Raw genomic sequence first — 20597 nt, 5'->3', positions numbered from 1 at the left:
CGGGTCAGAGCATCTCGAGGTTGCTCTGCAGCTCGAAGGGCGTCACCTGCGCACGGTACTGCTGCCACTCGCGCCGCTTGTTCTTCAGCACATAGGTGAACACCGTCTCACCGAGGGTCTCGGCGACGAGCTCGCTCTCCTCCATGTAGGACAGGGCCTGATCGAGGCTCGCGGGAAGCGGCGCGTAGCCGAGCGCGCGACGCTCGCCATCGGTGAGCGACCAGACGTTGTCCTCGGCCTCGGGAGGCAGCTCGTATTCCTCCTCGATCCCCTTCATGCCCGCGGCGAGCATGAGCGCGTACGCGAGGTAGGGGTTCGCCGCCGAATCCACGGCGCGGTATTCCACTCGCGACGACTGGCTCTTGTTGGGCTTGTACAGGGGCACACGGACGAGCGCGGAGCGGTTGTTGTGGCCCCAGCAGATGAAGCTCGGCGCCTCGTCACCGCCCCACAGGCGCTTGTAGGAGTTGACGAACTGGTTCGTGACCGCGGAGATCTCGTTGGCGTGCCGCAGCAGGCCTGCGATGAACTGCCTCCCCACCTTCGAGAGCTGGTATTCCGCGCCCTCCTCGTAGAAAGCGTTCACATCGCCCTCGAAAAGGGACATGTGCGTGTGCATGCCGCTTCCGGGCTGCCCCGAGAGGGGCTTGGGCATGAACGTCGCGTACACGCCCTGCTCGATCGCCACCTCCTTGATGACGGTGCGGAAGGTCATGATGTTGTCGGCTGTCGCAAGCGCGTCGGCATAGCGCAGATCGATCTCGTTCTGGCCGGGGCCGCCCTCGTGGTGGCTGAACTCGACGGAGATGCCGAGATCCTCGAGCATGCGCACGCTGCGGCGGCGGAAGTCGTGGGCGGTGCCGCCCGGGACGTTGTCGAAGTAGCCGGCCGAATCGACGGGCTCCGGCCCGCCCTGGCCGTAGGTCGAGGACTTCAGGAGGTAGAACTCGATCTCGGGGTGCGTGTAGAAGGTGAAGCCGCGCTCGGCCGCCCGGGCGAGCGCGCGCTTGAGGACATGGCGGGGATCGGCCACGGCCGGCTGTCCGTCGGGCGTCGCGATGTCGCAGAACATGCGGGCGGTCGGATCGATCTCGCCCCGCCAGGGAAGGATCTGGAAGGTGGAGGGATCGGGCAGGGCGAGCAGGTCCGACTCCGAGGTGCGGGTCAGGCCCTCGATCGCCGACCCGTCGAAGCCGAGCCCTTCGGAGAAGGCGCCCTCGACCTCGGCGGGCGCGATCGCCACCGACTTGAGGGTGCCGATGACGTCGGTGAACCACAGCCGGACGAACTTGACGCCCCGCTCCTCGATCGTCCGCAAGACGAAATCGCGCTGCCTGTCCATGCTTCCCTACTACTCGTCCGGATGCCGCTCCCAGCCTAGCGGGGCGCGTCGGATTCGTTCGTCGACCCGGAGCCCCAGGCGTCGTCGCGGGCTTCGTCCTCGGCCCATGCGCGGGCGCGCTCCTTCAGCAGCTCGGGGGCCCTCGCAGCCTCCTCGGCCGAATCGAACGGCCCCGCGCGATCGACCGCGGGCGAGACGTATCCCCGCTCCACCTGGCCCGTGGTGAGGTTGTACCAGTACTTCTCATCGCTGTCGGACACGCGGCTCCCCTTCGATCGGTGATGGTCTCGATCCTACTGATCACGCGTGCGACCCCCGATAGGCTGGAACGCATGGCCAAGAAGGTGAGCCGCGCTGTCGGCGTCGACATCGGCGGAACCGGGATCAAGGCAGGCATCGTCGACCTCGAGCGGGGCGAGCTCACGAGCGATCGCATCCGAGTCGACACGCCCGAGGGCGCGACCCCGGACGACGTGCTCGCCGCCGTCCAGGAGGTGCTCGAGCGTCTCCCCGGCGTCGAGGGAGACCTGCCCCTCGGTGTGGCCTTCCCCGCCATCGTCAAGCGCGGCACGACGATGTCCGCCGCCAACGTGTCGGATTCGTGGATCGGATTCGAGGCCGAGAAGTTCTTCGAGAAGGGTCTGGGCCGCGGCATCCACTTCGTCAACGACGCCGATGCCGCGGGCATCGCCGAGGTGCGCTACGGCGCCGCCCGCGGACAGGACGGGCTCACGATCCTCACGACGCTCGGCACCGGCATCGGCTCCGCCTTCATCTACGACGGGATGCTGATCCCCAACACCGAGCTCGGGCACCTCAGCTACAAGGGCGATTCGATCGAGAAGTACGCGGCGTACTCCGCTATGGAGCGCGACGAGCTGAGCTGGGAGAAGTGGGCGAAGCGGCTGCAGAAGTTCTACGACCACGTGGATTTCCTCTTCTCCCCCGACCTGCTGGTCGTCGGCGGAGGCGTGTCGAAGCACCCCGATCGCTTCCTGCCGCTGCTGGAGCTGACGACCCCGATCGTCCCGGCCGTGCACCGCAACAGTGCCGGCATCATCGGCGCCGCCTCCCTCGCGGGAGACTGACGCTCGCGCGGCGAGCAGCCCGTACCGACGCGCCGAGGCCGATCGATGAGGCCGGGCGAATGGGCCGGCCTGTACGCCGGGTTCTGTCCGGGGGCTCGCGCCCCGTGGACGGTCATCTCTCTCGGCGACACGTTGCCGTGCCGCTCCAGCGGCCTACCCGGGGACTCGGCGGGCCGCGTCAACATCCCCTGTATGGCCTTGCTCCGGGCGAGGTTTACCGTGCGAGCCGTGTCACCACGGCCCCGGTGGTCTCTTACACCACCCTTTCACCCTTACCGGGGTCTCCCCGGCGGTCTGCTCTCTGTGGCACTGTCTCGCGGATCGCTCCGGGTGGGTGTTACCCACCGCCCTGCCCTGTGGAGCCCGGACGTTCCTCGGTGCGCTCGCGCGCCACGCGACCGTCCAGCCGACCCATTCGCAGGTGCGAGTCTAGCCGCCCGCCGTCGTCGTCACCCCTTGCCCGCCGTGCGTGACACCCGCAGATCGAGAGGGAAGTCGATCGGGAAATCGCCGAAGAGCAGCCGACCCGCGGATGCCGCGGCTTCTCTCACCGCGCCGGCGACGGGCTCCGCAAGCGCCTCCGGGGTGTGCACGATGACCTCGTCGTGGAGCCAGAACACGAGGTGGGGAACGTGCGCGAAGGCCGGCCCGGAGGCGCTCGCGGACGGTGTGCCGGGCGCCGCGGTGAGCAGTCGCAGTCGCGCGCGCAGGTCGGCCAGCCACACCAGCGCCCACTCGGCAGCCGTGCCCTGGACGACGAAGTTGCGCGTGAACCGCCCGCGATCACGCGCGGCGCGGCGCGCGATCGCCTCCTCGGCCGGGTCCGCATCGGCGGAGTGCGCGTGAGACTGCAACGCACGCCACTCGTGGGAGGGCGGCGGCGATGTGCGACCCCACCACGTGGTGACGACGCCGCCCCGCTCCCCCGTCGCCGCCGCGGCGTCGACGAGCGCCATGGCATGGGGGAACACTCGCCGCAGCCGGGGGACGAGGCGCCCGCTCTCACCGCTCGTCGCCCCGTACATCGCTCCCAGCATCGCCACCTTGGCCTCGTCGCGCGTCGTCACGGCGCCCCGCTCGACGATGCCCGCGTACAGATCGGCGCCCCGGGCGGCATCCGCCATGGCCCGATCGCCCGCCATCGCGGCCAGCACGCGGGGCTCGAGCTGCGCGACGTCGGCGCAGACCAGCAGCCACCCCTCGTCGGCACGGACGGCGGGCCGAAGCGATCGCGGGATCTGCAGTGCGCCGCCCCCGCTCGACGCCCACCGCCCGGTGACGACGCCTCCCGGCACGTACGCGGGTCGGAATCTCCCGTCGTGCACCCACTCGTCCAGCCACGCCCACCCGTTCGCCGAGGCGAGACGGGCGAGCTTCTTGTACTCGATGAGCGGCTCGATCGCGGGATGCCGGTGCTCACGCAGCTCCCATCGTCCGGTGGACTGCACCGGAACCCCCGCACGATGCAGCGCACGCAGGAGCTTCGGCTGGGAGTCCAGGCTCACGGCGGGGTCGCCGAGCAGCTCACGCACGCGCGCGCCGAGCGCGGCCTGCATAGAGGGAACGCCTCCGGCCGGAGGGCGCGGACCGAGGACGGTGCGCAGGATGCCGTCGTGTGCGACCGCGTCCCAGGGCAGACCTGCCGCGGTCATCTCGGCACCGATCAGCGCGCCGGCGGACTCGGCGGCGACGAGGCGGCGCAGCCCGCCCGCGCCCGGCATCGACAGCGCGTCGAGCTGACGCGCGAACTCCGCCAGGGCGTCGTCGATCCCCTGCGGCACCGACCCGGGCGCGTCGTCGATCTCGAACAGTGCGTCGGGCGCGCCCTCCAGCGGCACGTGCGACGCCACGCTCCAGGCGGCAGCCGGGGCGAAGGGGACGCCGCCGGGGCGGTGCGCGGCCGCGGCGAGGATCGCGTGGCACAGCCGCAGATCGTGGCAGCGCTCGACGCGCCGCCCCCGGGCCAGGATGTCGCGATACCAGCGCGCCGTGTCCCCCCAGACGATCCGGGGCGCCGTCGTCTCGCCCGATCCGGCGCCGCCGAGCACGTCGGCGAGGACGTCACGCGCGACGGATCGCCGACCGGTCTCCCGCCCTCGCCCATCGAGGGACACGAGGGCGACGAGGTTGCGCCCCGTGAGTCCGACGACGAGGAATCGGGCGGCGTCAGTCGACCGCGAGGTCACGGCGGAAGCTCTCACGCCGGTCCATCGCCTCGTTGGCCAGAGCATCCGCGCGCGCGTTGTCCGCACGCGGCACCCACTCCAGCTGCACCGGTCGCCCCGCGATCACCTCGTGGGCCTCGCGGGCGAGCTGCTGCATCGCGGGGTGCTTGATCTTCCAGCGCCCCGACAACTGCTCGACGACGAGCTTCGAGTCCATCCGCGCGCGCACGCGCGCCGCCGGGGCGATCTCGAAGGCCGCGCGCAGCCCCGCGATGAGTCCGCTGTACTCGGCCACGTTGTTACTGGCGACGCCGACGTCGACACCGATCTCGGCCAGAACCGCGCCTGTCGCGGCGTCGATCACGACGGCGCCGCCCGCGGCCACACCGGGATTGCCGCGCGAGCCGCCGTCCGCCTCGACGATCAGCTCGGCCGGGGTCGATCCCGCCGCCGGAGCGCCGTCCGTGCCGGAAAACGCGTCGGTCACAGACCCGACTCCTCCGTGCGCACGAGGATGCACCCGCACTCGGGGCAGGTCGCCACCTCGTCCACCGGGATCGCGCGGATCGCCTGCAGGTCGGTGCCCGAGAGCACCATGTGGCAGCCGCCGCAGGTGCGGGCGCGCAGGAGGGCTGCGCCCGATCCACGCGCCGCGAGCCGCTCGTACATGGCGAGCAACGCGGCGGGAACGGAGCCGGCGACGGCGGCGCGGTCCCGCGCGAGCTGCTCGAGGAGCGCGGTCGTCTCGGCCACGACGGCCTTCGCCTCCGCGGAGAGGCGCGCGCCCTCCGCGTTGGTCTCAGCGATGAGCGCCTCCTGCTCGGCGACCGCCGACTCGGCGGCCTCGAGACGCTCCATGAGTGCGAGTTCGGCGTCCTCGAGGTCGCTCTTGCGCTTCGTGAGAGAGGCGAGCTCATGCTCGAGCCCCGCGGCATCCTTCGGGTTGGAGACGGTGCGAAGCAGCTCCGCGTCCCGCGAGCGCCGTGCATCGACCACGCGCACGTCGCTCTCGACGCGCGCGAGCTCGGCGCGAAGGTCGTCGAGAGCACCGGAGCGCAGCGCCAGCTCGTGGGACTGGGTCTGGCGGGCGGCGAGGAGCTCCTGCACACGGGCCGCCTGCGGCGGTGTGCGACGCAGGGCTTCGGCCTGCCGGGTGCGGGCGTCCGCGTCGGCGATCTCGAGGAGGCGACGCTGGTCGGCGGGTGCGGCATTCACGTGGGCCCTGCCGGGATCGAACCGACGACATCCACGGTGTAAACGTGGCGCTCTACCAGCTGAGCTAAAGGCCCCTCCGTTCAGTCTAGGCCCGTGCACCCCGGGGCATTCGGAACTGGCTAGGCTGTTCGCGGTGCGCTTTTTGTGGGGTGCCGACGAAGGTCCCCACGCCACCGACCCGGTTCCCCGGCATGACCTGCCGGCACGCAGAAAGGTCACCGCGTGACTGTTCACGACCAGGACCCGTACTCGCAGGACGCGCTCGACAGCGATCCGGAAGAGACCTCGGAGTGGCAGGAGTCCCTGCAGCAGCTCGTCGACGCCAAGGGCCACGGCCGGGGTCGCGAGATCATGCTCAGCCTGCTGAAGAAGTCGCACGATCTGCACCTGGGCGTGCCGATGGTGCCGACGACGGACTACATCAACACGATCGCCCCGGAGAACGAGCCGGAGTTCCCCGGCGACGAGGAGATCGAGCGGCGCTACCGCGCGTGGATCCGCTGGAACGCCGCGATCACGGTGCACCGCGCGCAGCGTCCCGGGATCGGGGTCGGCGGCCACATCTCCACCTACGCGTCGTCCGCGGCGCTGTACGAGGTGGGCTTCAACCACTTCTTCCGCGGCCAGGACCACCCCTCCGGGGGCGACCAGATCTTCATCCAGGGCCACGCCTCGCCGGGCACGTACGCCCGCGCCTTCCTCGAAGGGCGCCTGTCCGAGGCGCAGCTCGACGGCTTCCGCCAGGAGAAGTCCGCGGCGCCCAACGGCATCCCGTCGTACCCGCATCCGCGCCTGATGCCGGAGTTCTGGCAGTTCCCGACCGTGTCGATGGGGCTCGGACCGATCAACGCGATCTACCAGGCGATGGCCAACAAGTACCTCACCAACCGCGGCATCAAGGATGTCGGCGACTCGCACGTCTGGGCGTTCCTCGGCGACGGCGAGATGGACGAGGTCGAAAGCCGCGGTCAGCTCCAGGTGGCCGCCAACGAGGGGCTCGACAACCTCACCTTTATCGTCAACTGCAACCTCCAGCGGCTCGACGGGCCGGTGCGCGGCAACGGCAAGATCATCCAGGAGCTCGAGAGCTTTTTCCGCGGCGCGGGCTGGAACGTCATCAAGGTCGTGTGGGGCCGCGAGTGGGACGATCTGCTCTCCCGCGACGCCGACGGTGCGCTGCTGAACCTCATGAACGTCACGCCCGACGGCGACTACCAGACGTTCAAGGCGGAGGACGGCGCCTACGTGCGCGAGAACTTCTTCGGCCGCGACGAGCGGGCCCTCGCGCTCGTGAAGGACTACAGCGACGAGCAGATCTGGAACCTCAAGCGCGGCGGCCACGACTACCGCAAGGTCTACGCGGCATTCAAGGCGGCGATGGAGCACAAGGGCCAGCCCACCGTCATCCTCGCCAAGACGATCAAGGGCTACGGCCTGGGTCCGCACTTCGAGGGGCGCAACGCGACGCACCAGATGAAGAAGATGACCCTCGACGACCTGAAGCTCTTCCGCGACGCGATGCACATCCCCATCACGGACGCCCAGCTCGAGGAGAACCCCTACCTGCCGCCGTACTACAACCCCGGCACGCAGGACGAGACGATCCAGTACCTCCTCGAGCGTCGCAAAGACCTCGGCGGGTTCATCCCGGAGCGGCGGTCCACGCACGTGGGCCTCACCCTGCCGGACGACAAGGCCTACGCCCTGCCCAAGAAGGGCTCCGGCACGCAGGAGGTCGCCACGACCATGGCGTTCGTGCGCCTGCTCAAGGACCTCCTCCGCGCGAAGGACTTCGGTCACCGGATCGTGCCGATCATCCCCGACGAGGCGCGCACGTTCGGCATGGACGCGTTCTTCCCGACGGCGAAGATCTACAACCCGCACGGTCAGCACTACACCTCGGTCGACCGCGAGCTGCTGCTGGCGTACAAGGAGAGCCCGCAGGGCCAGATCCTCCACGTCGGCATCAACGAGGCGGGCGCCCTCGCGGCGTTCACCGGGATCGGCACGAGCTACTCGACCCACGGCGAGCCTCTGATCCCGGTCTACATCTTCTACTCGATGTTCGGCTTCCAGCGCACCGGCGACGCCCAGTGGGCGGCGGGCGACCAGATGGCGCGCGGCTTCGTCATCGGCGCCACGGCGGGCCGCACGACGCTCACGGGCGAGGGCCTCCAGCACGCCGACGGCCACTCGCAGCTCCTGGCCTCCACGAACCCCGCCACCGTGTCGTACGACCCGGCCTACGGGTACGAGATCGCCCACATCGTGCGCTCCGGCATCGAGCGCATGTACGGCGGCGAGCACCCCGACCCGAACGTCATGTATTACCTGACGGTCTACAACGAGCCGATCGTGCAGCCGGCCGAGCCGGAGGGCGTGGATGCCGAAGGCATCGTCCGCGGCATCCACCGCGTCTCCGTCGGCGAGGGCGACGGACCGCGCACGCAGCTGCTCGCGTCCGGCGTCGGAGTGCCGTGGGCGATCGAAGCCCAGCAGCTTCTCCGCCAGGACTGGGGCATCGCGGCGGACGTGTGGTCGGTGACGTCGTGGACCGAGCTCCGGCGCGACGGTCTCGCAGCCGACGAGCACAACTACCTGCACCCCGACGAGGAGCCGCGCGAGGCGTACATCACGCAGAAGCTCGCGGGCACCCCCGGTCCCGTGGTCGCGGTCAGCGACTTCATGCACGCCGTCCAGGACCAGATCCGCCCCTGGGTGAAGCACAACTTCTTCACGCTCGGCGCGGACGGCTTCGGGTTCTCCGACACGCGTGCCGCGGCACGCCGGTTCTTCAAGATCGACGGGCCGTCGATCGTGGTGCGCGCGCTGCAGGCGCTCGCCCAGGAAGGCGCCGTCGACCGTGCCCTCATCGGACAGGCGATCGAGAAGTACCGCCTGCACGATGTCACCGCCGGTACCACCGGGAACGCCGGCGGCGAGAGCTGAGCCCGATCGTGACGGGAACTGCGGAGCCCGATCAGAAGGCCGAGACGCTCGCCTGGCTGCGGCGCATCTCGGGGGATCTGGCCACCGCGACCCTCAAGCGGCTGGAGGACACGCTTCCCTGGTATCGGGAGATGCCGCCTGGGCGACGATCGGCCGTCGGCCTCGTCGCCCAGGCGGGCATCTCCTCGTTCATCCAGTGGTACGAGGACCCGGATGCCACGCCCTGGATCGCCGCGGACATCTTCGCGGCCGCTCCCCGTGAGCTGCTGCGCAGCGTGAGCCTGCAGCAGACCCTGCAGCTGATCCGCGTCACGGTCGAGGTGACGGAGGAGCGCGTCGCGGGGCGAGGAGGGCGCGTGCGCGAGGCGATCCTCAAGTACTCCCGCGACGTCGCCTTCGCCGCCGCCGACGTCTACGCCCGCGCGGCGGAGGCCCGTGGCCTGTGGGACGCGCGGCTCGAGGCGCTCGTTGTCGACTCGATCCTCTCGGGCGAGGCCGACGCCGAGCTGCCGAGCCGGATCGCGGCCCTGGGCTGGCACGGTCACGGCGAGGTATGCGTGCTCGTGGGCACGACTCCCCCGCAGTTCGATGTGGACCACCTCCGGCGCGCGGCCCGCAAGCTGGGTGTCGACGTGCTGATCGGGGTGCAGGGCTCCCGTCTCGTCGTGGTCATGGGCAGATCTGAGCCGGATGACCGCGGCGAGGAGCACGCCGCGGAGCTCGCGTTCCCCGATATCGCATCGCGGCTCGAGGCGGGTTTCGGGCCCGGGCACCTCGTCCTGGGGCCCCCGGTGCCCGCGCTCGTGGATGCGAGCGCCAGCGCGCGCGCCGCCCTGGCCGGGTTCGCCGTGGCCCGCGCGTGGCGGCACGCCCCCCGTCCCGTCGAGGCGGACGACCTGCTTCCCGAGCGCGCCCTCGCGGGCGACGCGCTGGCGAAGCAGACGCTCGTCGAGCGCATCTACCGGCCCCTCCAGGCCCACTCCGCGGATCTCGTGACGACGTTGTGGAGCTACCTCGACAACGGCCGCTCCCTGGAAGCGACGGCGCGCGAACTGTTCGTCCACCCGAACACCGTCCGCTACCGCCTCAAGCGGGTCAGCGAGGTCATCGGCTGGGACGCGACCGGTCCAAGGGAGGCGCTGATCCTGCAGTCGGCCCTGATCCTCGGTCAAGTCACCTCGCTCGACGGGGCCCGCAGAAGGCCCCAGGTTGCAGCATCCCACAAGCGATCCGGCGTTTCTTCGTCGTAGATGTCCATAATCCTCCTCCGACCGATTGGCAGACTGGACCAGTGATCGTCATCGCCTGCCCGGGACAGGGCTCACAGACCCCCGGTTTCCTCTCCCCCTGGCTCGACCTTCCCGGCGCGCGCGAGCACGTCGAGGCGTTCTCCGACGCCGCCGGTGTCGATCTCGTGGCCGCCGGCACCGAGTGGGATGCCGATGCGATCCGCGACACGAAGATCGCCCAGCCGCTCATCGTCGCCGCCGGCATCCTGACGTGGAGCGCGCTCAGCGACCGCCTCGGCGCCGAAGCGCCCGCCCGGCCGACCGGTGCCGCCGGTCACTCGGTCGGTGAGATCGCCGCCCTGGTCGTGGCCGGAGTGCTCGCCCCGCGTGACGCGATGACGCTCGTCGGAGTCCGCGGCCGCGCGATGGCGGATGCCGCCGCCCTCGAGCCCACCGGGATGAGCGCCGTCGTCGGGGGCGACGAGGACGAGGTCCTCGCCTTGCTCACGAGCCTCGGGCTCACGCCCGCCAACTACAACGGGTCGGGTCAGATCGTCGCCGCCGGTGCGCTCGCCGCCCTCGCCGAGCTCGCGGCATCCGCACCGCGCGGCGCGCGCGTCGTGCCTCTGCAGGTCGCCGGCGCGTTCCACACCGCCTACATGGCGCCCGCCGTCTCGGCGCTGCGCACGGCCGCCGACGCCGTCGAGCCCGCCGATCCCGCCATGACGCTGTGGTCGAACCGCGACGGCGCGCCCGTCAGCACGGGCCGCGGTGCCCTCGATCTCCTCGTCGGGCAGGTCGCCTCGCCCGTGCGCTGGGACCTGTGCATGACGGGCTTCGCCGCCGCCGGCATCACCGGCATGATCGAACTCGCACCCGCGGGGACGCTGACCGGCCTGGCCAAGCGAGGACTGCGCGGCACCCCCGCCGTCGCGGTGAAGACACCCGACGATCTCGAGCCCGCCGTGGCGATGCTCGCGGAGGAGACCGCGTGAGCGCACCCATCCTGACCCAGCCCACCGGCGCCGCCCACACGCGGATCTACTCCTACGGCGCCGCCCGCGGAGAGAACGTCGTGGACAACGAGGCGCTGATCGGCCCGATCGACTCGAGCGACGAGTGGATCCGCCAGCGCACCGGCATCGTCACGCGCACGCGCGCGGTGGCGGAGACCGACGCGATCGATCTCGCGTCCGCCGCCGCCGCGGAAGCGGTGGAGCGCGCCGGGATCCCCGCATCCGACGTGGACCTCGTCATCGTGGCGACGATCAGCAATCCGAAGCAGACACCCTCCGTCTCGGCGATCGTCGCCGACCGCGTGGGGGCGAACCCCGCCGCCGCGTACGACCTGAACGCCGCCTGCGCGGGATTCGCGTACGGCGTGGCGCAGGCCGACGCTCTCATCCGTGCCGGCGCCGCCCGGTACGCGATCGTCGTCGGCGCCGAGAAGCTCAGCGACATCGTCGACCCCGCCGACCGCAGCATCTCGTTCCTACTGGGCGACGGTGCCGGCGCCGTGGTCGTGGGCCCGAGCGAGTTCCCCGGGATCGGGCCCACCGTGTGGGGATCCGACGGCTCCAAGGCGGATGCCGTGGGCATGAACCACACGCTCGTCGAGTTCCGCGACGGGTCCGCGCCGTGGCCGACGCTGCGCCAGGAGGGCCCCACCGTCTTCCGCTGGGCCGTCTGGGAGATGGTCAAGGTCGCACGCCAGGCACTCGATGCCGCAGGCGTCACGGCGTCCGACCTGGCGGCGTTCGTGCCGCACCAGGCGAACATGCGCATCATCGATGAGTTCGCCAAGCAGCTCGGGCTTCCCGAGACGGTGGTCGTCGCGCGCGACATCGAGACGACCGGCAACACCTCCGCCGCGTCGATCCCGCTCGCCACCCACCGCCTGCTCGCCGAGCACCCCGACGTAGCAGGGGGGCTCGCGCTGCAGATCGGATTCGGAGCCGGGCTCGTCTTCGGCGCCCAGGTCGTGGTGCTCCCGGGTGCCGCCGCACCGGAGCACTAGGCTGATCTGCGGCTCCTGACACGCCACAACCCCACAGATTCCCCGAAAGAAGGAGAAACAATGGCCCTTTCCCAGGAAGAGGTCCTCGCGGGCCTCGCCGAGCTGATCACCGACGAGACCGGCATCTCGGCCGACGAGGTCGCCCTCGAGAAGTCGTTCACCGACGACCTCGACATCGACTCCATCTCCATGATGACGATCGTCGTCAACGCCGAGGAGAAGTTCGGCGTCACGATTCCCGACGACGAGGTCAAGAACCTCAAGACCGTCGGGGACGCCGTCACCTTCATCACGAGCAACCAGTCCTGAGTCGTCTCTCCCGGGGGCCCCGCCCCCGGGAGAACGCTTTTCCCCGTGAGGTTACGTGTCATGACCACCCCCCGCATCGTCGTCACCGGTATCGGCGCGAGCTCGCCCCTGGGCGGAACCGCACCCGAGAGCTGGAGCGGCCTGCTCGCCGGAGAGTCGGGCGCGCGCTCGCTCGAGCACGAGTGGGTCGCCAAGTATGAGCTTCCGGTGACCTTCGCCGCCGAGGCGAAGGTGCGCCCGGAGGAGGTCCTCGCTCGCCCCATGGCCAAGCGGCTCGATCCGGCTTCGCAGTTCGCCATGATCGCCGCCATGGAGGCGTGGGAGGATGCCGGCGCCCCCGACGTCGAGCCCGAGCGGCTGGGCGTCGACTTCGCCACCGGGATCGGCGGCGTGTGGACGCTCCTCGACGCGTGGGACACGCTTCGCGAGAAGGGACCCCGGCGCGTCATGCCGATGACGGTCCCGATGCTCATGCCGAACGCCGCCGCCGGCAACCTCTCGCTCCACTTCGGCGCGCGCGCCTTCGCCCGCACCGTCGCCAGCGCCTGCGCCTCGAGCACCGAATCGATCGTCAACGCGGTCGAGCACCTGCAGGACGGCCTCGCCGACATCGTCATCGCGGGCGGCACGGAATCGGCCATCCACCCCATCACGGTCGCATCCTTCGCGTCGATGCAGGCCCTCTCCCGTCGCAACGACGACCCCGCGACGGCATCGCGACCGTGCAGCGTCGACCGCGACGGCTTCGTCATGGGCGAGGGCGCCGGAGCCCTGATCCTCGAGACCGAGGAGCACGCCAAGGCGCGCGGCGCGAAGATCTACGCCTACGTCGTCGGCGGTGGCGTCACGGCGGATTCCTACCACATCACGGCGAACGACCCCGAGGGGCGTGGAGCGGCTCGCGCGGTGCGGCTCGCCCTCGACATGGCGGGCGCGTCGCCCGACGACGTCACGCACATCAACGCTCACGCCACGTCGACACCCGTCGGCGACCCCAACGAGTACCAGGCCCTCAGGGCCGTCTTCGGCGCCCGCATCGACGAGATCCCGGTGTCGGCGACGAAGGCCTCGACCGGACACCTCCTGGGCGGCACGGGTGCGCTCGAGGCGATCTTCACGATTCTCGCCATCGGGCAGCGCCAGGCGCCGCCGACGATCAACCTGACCACGCAGGACCCCGAGGTGCCGTTCCGCATCTCCGGATCCCCGCAGGATCTCGGTGCGGGCGATCAGCTGGCGATCAGCAACTCGTTCGGCTTCGGCGGACACAACGCCGTCGTGGCGTTCGCGACCGCCTGAGGCGGTGCCGCCTGTTCGCGGGGATGCCCGCGGGTGCGCTCAGCCGACCTTGTGGAGCCACACGACGGGCGCTTCGTCGCTCGCGTGGCGGAAGGGCTCGAGTTCCTCGTCCCAGGAGGAGCCGAGGGCGACCTGCAGCTCCCGCTGGAGCTCCCGGGCGTCCCCCGCCGCGATCTCCATGGCGTAGCGCAACCGATCCTCGCCGATGACGACGTTGCCGGCCGAGTCGGTCTGGGCGAAGTGGATGCCGAGGTCGGGCGTGTGCAGCCAGCGCCCGCCGTCGGAGCGCGGCGTGGGGTCTTCCGTCACCTCGAAGCGCAGATGCTCCCACCCGCGGATCGCGCTGGCCAGGGCCGCGCCCGTCCCGGCGGCGGCCTCCCAGTAGAACTCGGCACGACGGGCCCCGGGCAGTACCGGCTGTTCCGCCCACTCGAAATTCACGGCTCGTCCGAGGGCACGGCCGATCGCCCACTCGAGGTGCGGGCACAACGCGCGTGGCGCCGAGTGAATGAAGATCACTCCGCGCGCCGATGATGTCGCCATTTCCACTTCCGTTCCTTCAGGTGCGTCTTCCCCTACGACCTGCGGATGTGGATCAGCGACGGATATGCGTTTGTGCCGCCATTATGCCCCGCGCGGGCGCGTGATCACAACACCACGCCGACAGCGCAACGCCCCCGGCGCAACAGGCCCCTCTCGGGGAACCCGTCGCACCGGGGGCGTTCGAAGCGGCCGGCTCAGGCTTCGCTCATCGCGACCTTCTCGGCCTGTCCCTTCGCGGCGTAGTACGCGGCGCGGGCGGCGAGGCGGCGGGCCTGCTCGGCCTGACCTGCGTCGAGCTCGTCCTGCGGCACCTCGACGCTCGGCACGTGCGAGCGGCCGTTGTACTTCTCGATGTAAGCGTCGAGCTCGGGGCCGGACGTCCACGACGTGATGAGGCAGTAGCGGGGCTCGGTGCCGGGGTGGGTGGCCGCGTGCCACAGGCGCTGCGTGTCGACGATCAGCTGCGCGCCGGCCGGCAGTGCGATGCGCACCTCGCCCTCGGGGTCGGTGCGGTTGTGGCGCAGCACGAAGTAACTGTCCTTGTCGTCGGTGAGGTTGAAGAAGCCTCGGACGACCCAGCCCGTGCCGTCGGGGTTGAGGCGGTTGTTGTCGTCCTGGTGCAGGTTGTAGAGGCAGTCGGCGTAGGTGTTGGGCTGCAGCTCGATCACGCGGCAGCGGCCGACGTTGGCACCCGGCTCCTGGGCGCGGCGGGTGAGGTTCGGAGCCTTGGCGACCTGCGAGTCGATCCAGACGCCGTCCTTGTCGGTGCGCGGCGGCTTGTGGTTCCAGAACCCGTTGCACTCGATGTCGCCGAAGGCGCTCGCGAGGGGCGCGAAACGCGTGTCCCCGGAGGACTTCCAATCGTTGTACTCGAGATCGAGCCATTCTTTGGGGTCGAGTTCCTGGTTGTAGGAGTCGAGCACCACATAGCCGGTCTCTTCGAGGGCGGCGGATTTGATGTAACCCATGAGGTGACATGCCTTTCGTCAGAGGGCCAGCACGTTTTAACAGGCCCAACTTAGGCAAGCCTACCTCCGGCGCCTGAACGACCCCCGGAGCCCGGGCCGTGAATATCCGCTGCCGCGTCCGCGGATCGCCGTCGATTAAGATCGAGCGCGGTGTGCCCGGATGCCGGGGGCCTGGGTCCTCCGCGCAGCCGAGATGCGCGGGCCCGCGTCCGCGTCCGCCCGGGTCGGGTGCGCCGCGAGGAGCGAGCGAGGACACATGGCATCGGCGACGAACATCCACGCGACGGCGGTCAACACCGTGGCGTGGCTCCAGCAGACTCCCGCCCGCATCGTCGTCCCCGTCTACCAGCGCCAGTACCGCTGGGACATCGGCGGCTGCGAGCAGCTTCTCTCCGACATCCGCGCGGTGTCCGACACCGATGAGCGGCACATGCACTTCATCGGGTCGGTCCTCTCCTCGACGGACGGCACCGACGCGGCATCCGACCTCGTTCTGATCGACGGGCAGCAGCGCGTGACGACGCTCATGCTCCTCGTTGCCGCGCTGCGTCACACGATCGGCGACGACGACCCGGCCCTCGCGGGGGAGCTCGAGCGCGTGCTGATGCACGCCGGCGATCGCGGGCGCACCAAGCTGCAGCCCCATCGCGCGTGGCAGGAGGCTTTCGAGACGCTCGTGCTCGCACGCGAGCAGGGAGACGGCGGAGCGTCGCGCTTCGCCGACAACTACGCCTTCTTCCGCAGTCAGATCAACGCCGAAGAGGTGCCGCGCATCTGGCAGGGGCTGCGCAAGCTCGAGCACGTCGCCATCACCCTCGGCGCCGCCGCGAATGCGCAGCAGATCTTCGCGAGCCTGAACTCCACCGGAGAGCCGCTGCGCGATCACGAGCTGATCCACAACTACGTGCTGATGGGACTCTCCCATGCCGAGCAGAGCGAGATCGAGGACGGCTCGTGGCTGGAGATCGAGCGCAACACGGGCGAGTCGATCGGCGCTTTCTGGCGGGACTATCTCGTCATGAAGACGGGCCGGGAGTTCAGCGTCCCCGGCGAGCACAGCGTCTACGACGCGTTCCGGCAGGTGTTCCCGCGGCTCGACGTCGTCACGCTCCGGGGCGTGGTGGGCGAGTGGCAGCAGTACTCCCGGATGTACGGGATGCTGCTGCAGCCCGAGAGGGCGAAGGATGCCGAGGTGGGCCGCCACCTCGCGGCGCTCGCGACTCTCGGCCCGGCCATGCGGCCGCTGGTGATGAGCGCGCTGCACGACGAGGACGCGGGGGTGACGTCGCGGCAGGCGCTGCTCTCCACGCTCGAGCTCGTGCAGTCTCTGCTGATCCGCCGGGCGGTGGTCGGCCTGGACTCCCGGCGGCTCGTCGCACGCCTGTGCCGCGCACGCGCGGAGGGCGAGGCCTCGCTGCGCCGCGCCGCCTCGCGCATCACGCCGTCCGACCAGCGTGTGCGGGTCGCCCTGAAGTTCACCGACCTGCCCCACGCGGCCTATGTCTTGGCGCGGATGGCCGGCACTGCGGCCGGAGCGAGCCTGCAGGTCGATCACATCGTGCCGCTCTCCCCCGGCGACGGCTGGAGCGGGGACGGGCAGCGTCGCTGGGCCGACTACACGGAGGACGAGCAGAACAGCCACCGGGCGCTCGCATCGACGCTCGGCAACCTCACGCTCCTCGAGGAGGACCTCGCGGAGCGGGCCTTCGACGCGTCCTTCCCGGAGAAGAGGAAGATCTACGCCCGCAGCGGCGTGCCCCTCACGATCGACGTGGCGCGGGAGGAGGCGTGGGGCACCGCCGCCATCTCGCAGCGGGCGGCGGCGCTCGCGGCGCGGTTCGTCGAGGTGTGGCCGCGACCCACCGACGCCGCCATCGACGACGACGACCTCACCCCGATCCTCGACGCCCAGCGACGCCGCGGATGGCCGCGCGGATGGCAGCGCGAGTTCGAGTACACGGAGTACTGCGGCGAGCACTGGGAGGTGTACGACGTCCGTGCCCTCTTCCACCGCGTCTTCACGCGCCTGTGGGCCGACGCGCGGGAGGACGTGCTGAACTACACGCAGCGCCGGGGAGGCCCGGTGTATCCGGCTCAGGCCTGGAACGGGGAGTGGGAGGCGCTGGATGACGATCACCACCTCTACCTCGGGTGGGATTCGACGTACATGCTCACCGCCGTGCAGGGTGTGCTCGAGGAGGCGGGGCTCGAGCCGGAGGTCTTCGTGAAGTACTCCTACATCGGCATGGCGATGTGATCGTGCCGCCGACGCCCTCCCCTCGCGCCGGGTAGGCTCGGTGTCGCGAACGGGGCGGTGGCCAAGCTGGTCAAGGCAGCGGGCTCATAACCCGACGATCGTGGGTTCAAGTCCCACCCGCCCCACCACGGGAGGCGGGCCGCCGGAGAGCGGCCCGCCTCCTTCTCGCATCCGGCCGAGCGGGTCTCCCGGTGCTAGCCGGGCAGGTCCCGGTCGACGGCGTCCGAGGCGCCGCCGCGCAGCAGCGGGAGCTCCTGCGAGTCGCTGACGATCTGCGGGTGGAATCGCGCCAGGGAGATGACCCCCCACGTCGCGACGGCACCAGCGACCCCGAAGCCGATGAGCGCCCACAGGGGTGCCGCGGCTCCCTCGCCGAGCACGAGAAGACCGATCAGCACGGCGACCATGGGGTCGATCACGGTGAGCCCGGCGATGACGAGGTCGGGCGGACCCGCGGAATACGCGGTCTGCACGAAGTACGCGCCGATGGCGGTGGCGCCAAGAAGGGCGATCAGGCACAGGAGCGTGAGCCACTCGAAGTCACCCGCCTGCACACGCTTGATGACGACCTTGGCCAGCGTCGCGACGAAGCCGTAGACCACGCCCGCCGCGAGGATGTAGAAGAGGGCACGCATCCGGCGCCGCAGCCACAGCCACAGCACCAGGAGCATGAGCGTCACGGCTCCGAGGATGACGAGCACCGTGACCAGCTCGCTCTGCGAGAGGGTTCGCTCCGTGGCGAAGATCGCGGCGATGAGGACGAAGACGAAGATGCCCCCCACGCACGCGATGATCGCGGTGAGCGACCGGCGGGTGGGGGCGTGTCCGCTCACGCGCCAGTTGAGAAGGGTCGTGACGACGAGCGCGATCGCGCCGAGCGGCTGCACGACGATGAGCGGGGCGACGGAGAGCGCACCCAGCTGGCAGATGATCGCCATCCCGAGCATGAGGCTCCCGACCACCCAGGAGGGGCGGGTCAGCAGGCGCCGCAGCTGCTGCATCGTCAGACCCGATGCGCCTGGCCGGCCCGAGAGGCGCTCGACCTTCATCACGCCGCGGTGCTGGTACTGCGCGCCGAAGGACATGAAGACCGCTCCGGCGAGGGCGAGCGGGATGCCGAGCAGCAGGCCCGGGTTCTGGAAAGCGCCGACGAGCTGCTCTCCGACGTCCTCGACCGACCCCGCCCACATCACGGAACGAGGTTACCTGGCGGGCGGCGGTTAGGCTTCTGACGTGGCCGTACTCCCGATCCGGATCATGGGCGACCCCGTCCTGCACTCCCCCGCTTCCCCCGTCACGACCGTCGACGACGACATCCGCCGGCTCGTCGACGACATGTTCGACACGATGGATGCCGCGCCCGGCGTCGGGCTCGCCGCGCCCCAGGTCGGCGTCGACGCCCGCGTCTTCGTCTACAGCTACGAGGACGACGAGGGCGCGCCCTGGCGCGGCGTGGTGATCAACCCCGTCCTGTGGATCTCTCCCCTTGAGCCGGGAGCCCCGGACCCGGACGCGGAGAGCGAGGGGTGCCTGTCGTTCCCCGGCGAGCGATACCCGCTGCGGCGCGCGGACCGGGCCCTGCTTCTCGGCGAGGACCTCGAGGGCCGTGCCGTGCGCATCGAGGTCGACGGCTGGCGGGCGCGGATCCTCCAGCACGAGTTCGACCACCTCGACGGCGTGCTCTACGTCGACCGCCTCGGCGACTCCGACGGGAAGTCCGCGCAGAAGATCGCCCGCAAACGGGGTTGGGGGCGTCCGGGCAACTCGTGGATGCCGGGGATCGACGACCTGGACGCGTGACGGTGCGACCGTGCGGATCGCGACGTAGGATTTTCTGATGACCGAGATCCGGATCGAGCGACGCGCCAGCCTCGAGCTGCTGCGCGCCGAGGCATCCGAGGAGCTCAGTGTCGTGATCGAGGAGCGCCTGCGCCAAGGCCAGGATCCGTGGGCCTTCATGGAGGAGATCCCGACCGTCGACGAGCTGGTCGTCCACACGCTGAGGGCCGACGCGATCATCGCCGACGGGGGACGGATGCCCTCCCACGTGCGCCACTACCGCGTGCTGCGCCAGATCGCGATCGAGCACCCCGCTCTCACCCGTACGGTGTGGCGGATGATCGGCGACGACCCGCTCGCCCAGCAGGGACGCCGCGCCGCGGGTTGAGACGGCGCGCAGCAGTCCCAGGGCGCGGTATCGCACGGGGAGAATCCGGTACGACGTGCGGCGTACTCGCCGCAGGGGCCGCGAACCACCGGAGAAGAAAGCTCCCCCACTTGGACTCGAACCAAGAACCTATCGGTTAACAGCCGATTGCTCTGCCAATTGAGCTATGGAGGATCATGCCCGGATCGCTCCGGGCAACCCGACTAGTTTAGCAAAGACCGGGGACACCTCACGACACGGTCACGGCCTCCGCATCGGTGAGGGGCGACCACTTCACCGCCGTGTGCAGTCCGCGGGCGATCGTGTGCCCGTGCCGCAGCACGAGGACCTCGGCATCCAGCGCCGCAGCGGTCTCCGGCTCATTCGTCGCGACGAGGCAGGCCATGCCGGCACCGCGGCGGCGGCGCTCGATCGCCCCGAGCACGGCGGATCGCGCGTCGAGGTCGAGGTTGGCGAGCGGCTCGTCGGCCACGAGGATCCGGGGGTCGAGCACGAGCGCGCGGGCGATCGCCACGCGCTGCCGCATGCCGGCGCTCAGTTCGTACGGGAAGCGATCCGCGGCGCCCAGCGGCAGCCGCAGCTCGTCGAGAAGGGTCGCGACCCGCAGATCCAGCACCCGCGGCGCCACCCGCTTGTCGCGGCTCACGAGCGGATCCACGATGATGTCGCGGGCGCTCAGGCGCGGCGGCAGCGAGGCTCCGGCCCCCTGCGGGAGGTATCCCGTGTAGTAGGTCAGCTGACGCAGCGCCCGCCCCGGCCGACGCACGGAAATGCCGGTCACCCAGGCGTCGCCGCCCACGATCTTCAGCCCCGGACCGCCCCGGCCCGCGACGGCGGCGAGCAGGCTCGACTTGCCCGAACCGGTCGCGCCGCGCACCACGAGCGATGCGCCGGGCTCCAGCGCGAAGCTGACACCGTCGACGGCGCGACCCCCGCCCGGGCGCGAACCGTCGGTGTGGTCGATGGACAGATCATCGGCGAGGACCGCCATCGGAGTCTCGCGGCGACGAACCATACTCTTCATCATGCCCTCCCGCGGGGGGACGTGC

The 20597-nt window shown here is 70.5% G+C and carries 19 protein-coding genes, 3 tRNA genes and 1 other RNA gene; 11 read left to right on the top strand and 12 right to left on the bottom strand.

Translation table 11 applies throughout. The features are described from left to right. Positions 1-4: 4 nt before the first annotated feature. Together glnA and RYJ27_RS05925 are read right to left on the bottom strand one after the other, a co-directional pair. On the bottom strand, positions 5-1342 hold the full coding sequence (gene glnA / locus RYJ27_RS05930; RefSeq protein ID WP_330171795.1) for a type I glutamate--ammonia ligase: 1338 nt from the start codon (positions 1340-1342) through the stop codon (positions 5-7). A gap of 35 nt (positions 1343-1377) precedes the next feature. Beyond that, positions 1378-1602, bottom strand: a complete 225-nt coding sequence (locus RYJ27_RS05925) for an SPOR domain-containing protein (RefSeq protein ID WP_330171794.1) — start codon at positions 1600-1602, stop codon at positions 1378-1380. A gap of 72 nt (positions 1603-1674) precedes the next feature. Between RYJ27_RS05925 and ppgK the strand changes: the two genes are divergently transcribed. After that, positions 1675-2430 carry a polyphosphate--glucose phosphotransferase gene (gene ppgK, locus RYJ27_RS05920; protein WP_330171793.1) on the top strand — a complete coding sequence of 252 codons (756 nt, stop codon included), beginning with the start codon at positions 1675-1677 and terminating at the stop codon, positions 2428-2430. Positions 2431-2486: 56 nt separating this feature from the next. On the opposite strand, the gene rnpB is transcribed toward ppgK, so the two are convergent. The 5 genes from rnpB to RYJ27_RS05895 all read right to left on the bottom strand — a co-directional run bounded on the left by rnpB (position 2487) and on the right by RYJ27_RS05895 (position 5884). After that, positions 2487-2844, bottom strand: an RNA gene (rnpB, locus tag RYJ27_RS05915) — RNase P RNA component class A. A gap of 35 nt (positions 2845-2879) precedes the next feature. Beyond that, positions 2880-4631, bottom strand: coding sequence for a bifunctional 3'-5' exonuclease/DNA polymerase (locus RYJ27_RS05910; RefSeq protein ID WP_330171792.1), 1752 nt, complete (start codon positions 4629-4631; stop codon positions 2880-2882). After that, complete coding sequence (locus RYJ27_RS05905) at positions 4597-5082, bottom strand: reverse transcriptase-like protein (RefSeq protein ID WP_330171791.1); 486 nt, start codon at positions 5080-5082, stop codon at positions 4597-4599. Before RYJ27_RS05905 ends, RYJ27_RS05910 begins: the two co-directional genes overlap by 35 nt. After that, positions 5079-5810 carry a zinc ribbon domain-containing protein gene (locus RYJ27_RS05900; protein ID WP_330171790.1) on the bottom strand — a complete coding sequence of 244 codons (732 nt, stop codon included), beginning with the start codon at positions 5808-5810 and terminating at the stop codon, positions 5079-5081. The genes RYJ27_RS05905 and RYJ27_RS05900 overlap by 4 nt, the downstream gene beginning before the upstream one ends. A gap of 1 nt (position 5811) precedes the next feature. Further along, a tRNA-Val gene (locus tag RYJ27_RS05895) sits at positions 5812-5884 on the bottom strand. Between the two features lie 148 nt (positions 5885-6032). On the opposite strand from RYJ27_RS05895, the gene aceE reads away from it, so the two are divergent. Genes aceE through RYJ27_RS05865 form a run of 6 tightly spaced genes read left to right on the top strand, consistent with a single transcriptional unit; the run spans position 6033 to position 13613 of the window. Further along, positions 6033-8759, top strand: coding sequence for a pyruvate dehydrogenase (acetyl-transferring), homodimeric type (gene aceE / locus RYJ27_RS05890; protein WP_330171789.1), 2727 nt, complete (start codon positions 6033-6035; stop codon positions 8757-8759). A gap of 8 nt (positions 8760-8767) precedes the next feature. Next, the gene (locus tag RYJ27_RS05885) at positions 8768-10009 is read left to right on the top strand and encodes a PucR family transcriptional regulator (protein WP_330171788.1); all 1242 of its coding nucleotides are present in this window, start codon (positions 8768-8770) and stop codon (positions 10007-10009) included. A 41-nt stretch (positions 10010-10050) separates the two neighbouring features. Next, positions 10051-10983, top strand: a complete 933-nt coding sequence (locus RYJ27_RS05880) for an ACP S-malonyltransferase (RefSeq protein ID WP_330171787.1) — start codon at positions 10051-10053, stop codon at positions 10981-10983. After that, positions 10980-12005 carry a beta-ketoacyl-ACP synthase III gene (locus tag RYJ27_RS05875; protein WP_330171786.1) on the top strand — a complete coding sequence of 342 codons (1026 nt, stop codon included), beginning with the start codon at positions 10980-10982 and terminating at the stop codon, positions 12003-12005. Before RYJ27_RS05880 ends, RYJ27_RS05875 begins: the two co-directional genes overlap by 4 nt. 60 nt (positions 12006-12065) lie before the next feature. Further along, on the top strand, positions 12066-12314 hold the full coding sequence (locus RYJ27_RS05870) for an acyl carrier protein (protein ID WP_330171785.1): 249 nt from the start codon (positions 12066-12068) through the stop codon (positions 12312-12314). A 60-nt stretch (positions 12315-12374) separates the two neighbouring features. Then, the gene (locus RYJ27_RS05865; protein ID WP_330171784.1) at positions 12375-13613 is read left to right on the top strand and encodes a beta-ketoacyl-[acyl-carrier-protein] synthase family protein; all 1239 of its coding nucleotides are present in this window, start codon (positions 12375-12377) and stop codon (positions 13611-13613) included. A gap of 39 nt (positions 13614-13652) precedes the next feature. Here RYJ27_RS05865 and RYJ27_RS05860 read toward each other — a convergent pair whose 3' ends face one another. Then, positions 13653-14156, bottom strand: a complete 504-nt coding sequence (locus tag RYJ27_RS05860; protein WP_330171783.1) for a DUF3145 domain-containing protein — start codon at positions 14154-14156, stop codon at positions 13653-13655. A gap of 194 nt (positions 14157-14350) precedes the next feature. Next, complete coding sequence (locus RYJ27_RS05855) at positions 14351-15124, bottom strand: hypothetical protein (RefSeq protein WP_330171782.1); 774 nt, start codon at positions 15122-15124, stop codon at positions 14351-14353. A 256-nt stretch (positions 15125-15380) separates the two neighbouring features. Here RYJ27_RS05855 and RYJ27_RS05850 point away from each other — a divergent pair, with 256 nt between their 5' ends. Both RYJ27_RS05850 and RYJ27_RS05845 read left to right on the top strand, forming a co-directional pair. Next, the gene (locus RYJ27_RS05850) at positions 15381-17381 is read left to right on the top strand and encodes a DUF262 domain-containing protein (RefSeq protein ID WP_330171781.1); all 2001 of its coding nucleotides are present in this window, start codon (positions 15381-15383) and stop codon (positions 17379-17381) included. 51 nt (positions 17382-17432) lie between these two features. After that, a tRNA-Ile gene (locus tag RYJ27_RS05845) sits at positions 17433-17509 on the top strand. A gap of 66 nt (positions 17510-17575) precedes the next feature. On the opposite strand, the gene RYJ27_RS05840 is transcribed toward RYJ27_RS05845, so the two are convergent. Further along, entirely contained in the window at positions 17576-18571 is a 996-nt protein-coding gene (locus tag RYJ27_RS05840; protein WP_330172001.1) for a DMT family transporter, read from the bottom strand. Between the two features lie 43 nt (positions 18572-18614). Here RYJ27_RS05840 and def point away from each other — a divergent pair, with 43 nt between their 5' ends. Beyond that, a complete protein-coding gene (gene def, locus RYJ27_RS05835; RefSeq protein ID WP_330171780.1) occupies positions 18615-19181 on the top strand; it encodes a peptide deformylase in 567 nt (188 codons plus the stop codon). Between the two features lie 37 nt (positions 19182-19218). Then, positions 19219-19548, top strand: a complete 330-nt coding sequence (locus tag RYJ27_RS05830; RefSeq protein ID WP_330171779.1) for a tryptophan synthase subunit alpha — start codon at positions 19219-19221, stop codon at positions 19546-19548. Positions 19549-19649: 101 nt separating this feature from the next. Here the strand turns inward: RYJ27_RS05830 and RYJ27_RS05825 are convergent. Next, positions 19650-19722 (bottom strand) — tRNA-Asn (locus tag RYJ27_RS05825). 55 nt (positions 19723-19777) lie between these two features. After that, positions 19778-20539 carry an ATP-binding cassette domain-containing protein gene (locus RYJ27_RS05820; RefSeq protein WP_330171778.1) on the bottom strand — a complete coding sequence of 254 codons (762 nt, stop codon included), beginning with the start codon at positions 20537-20539 and terminating at the stop codon, positions 19778-19780. Between the last annotated feature and the right edge of the window lie 58 nt (positions 20540-20597).

The sequence above is a fragment of the Microbacterium limosum genome, from assembly GCF_036324365.1.
Taxonomy (GTDB): Bacteria; Actinomycetota; Actinomycetes; order Actinomycetales; family Microbacteriaceae; genus Microbacterium; species Microbacterium limosum.
Note: the sequence above shows the minus strand (reverse complement) of the source record. Positions and strands in the feature narration are given on the sequence as shown.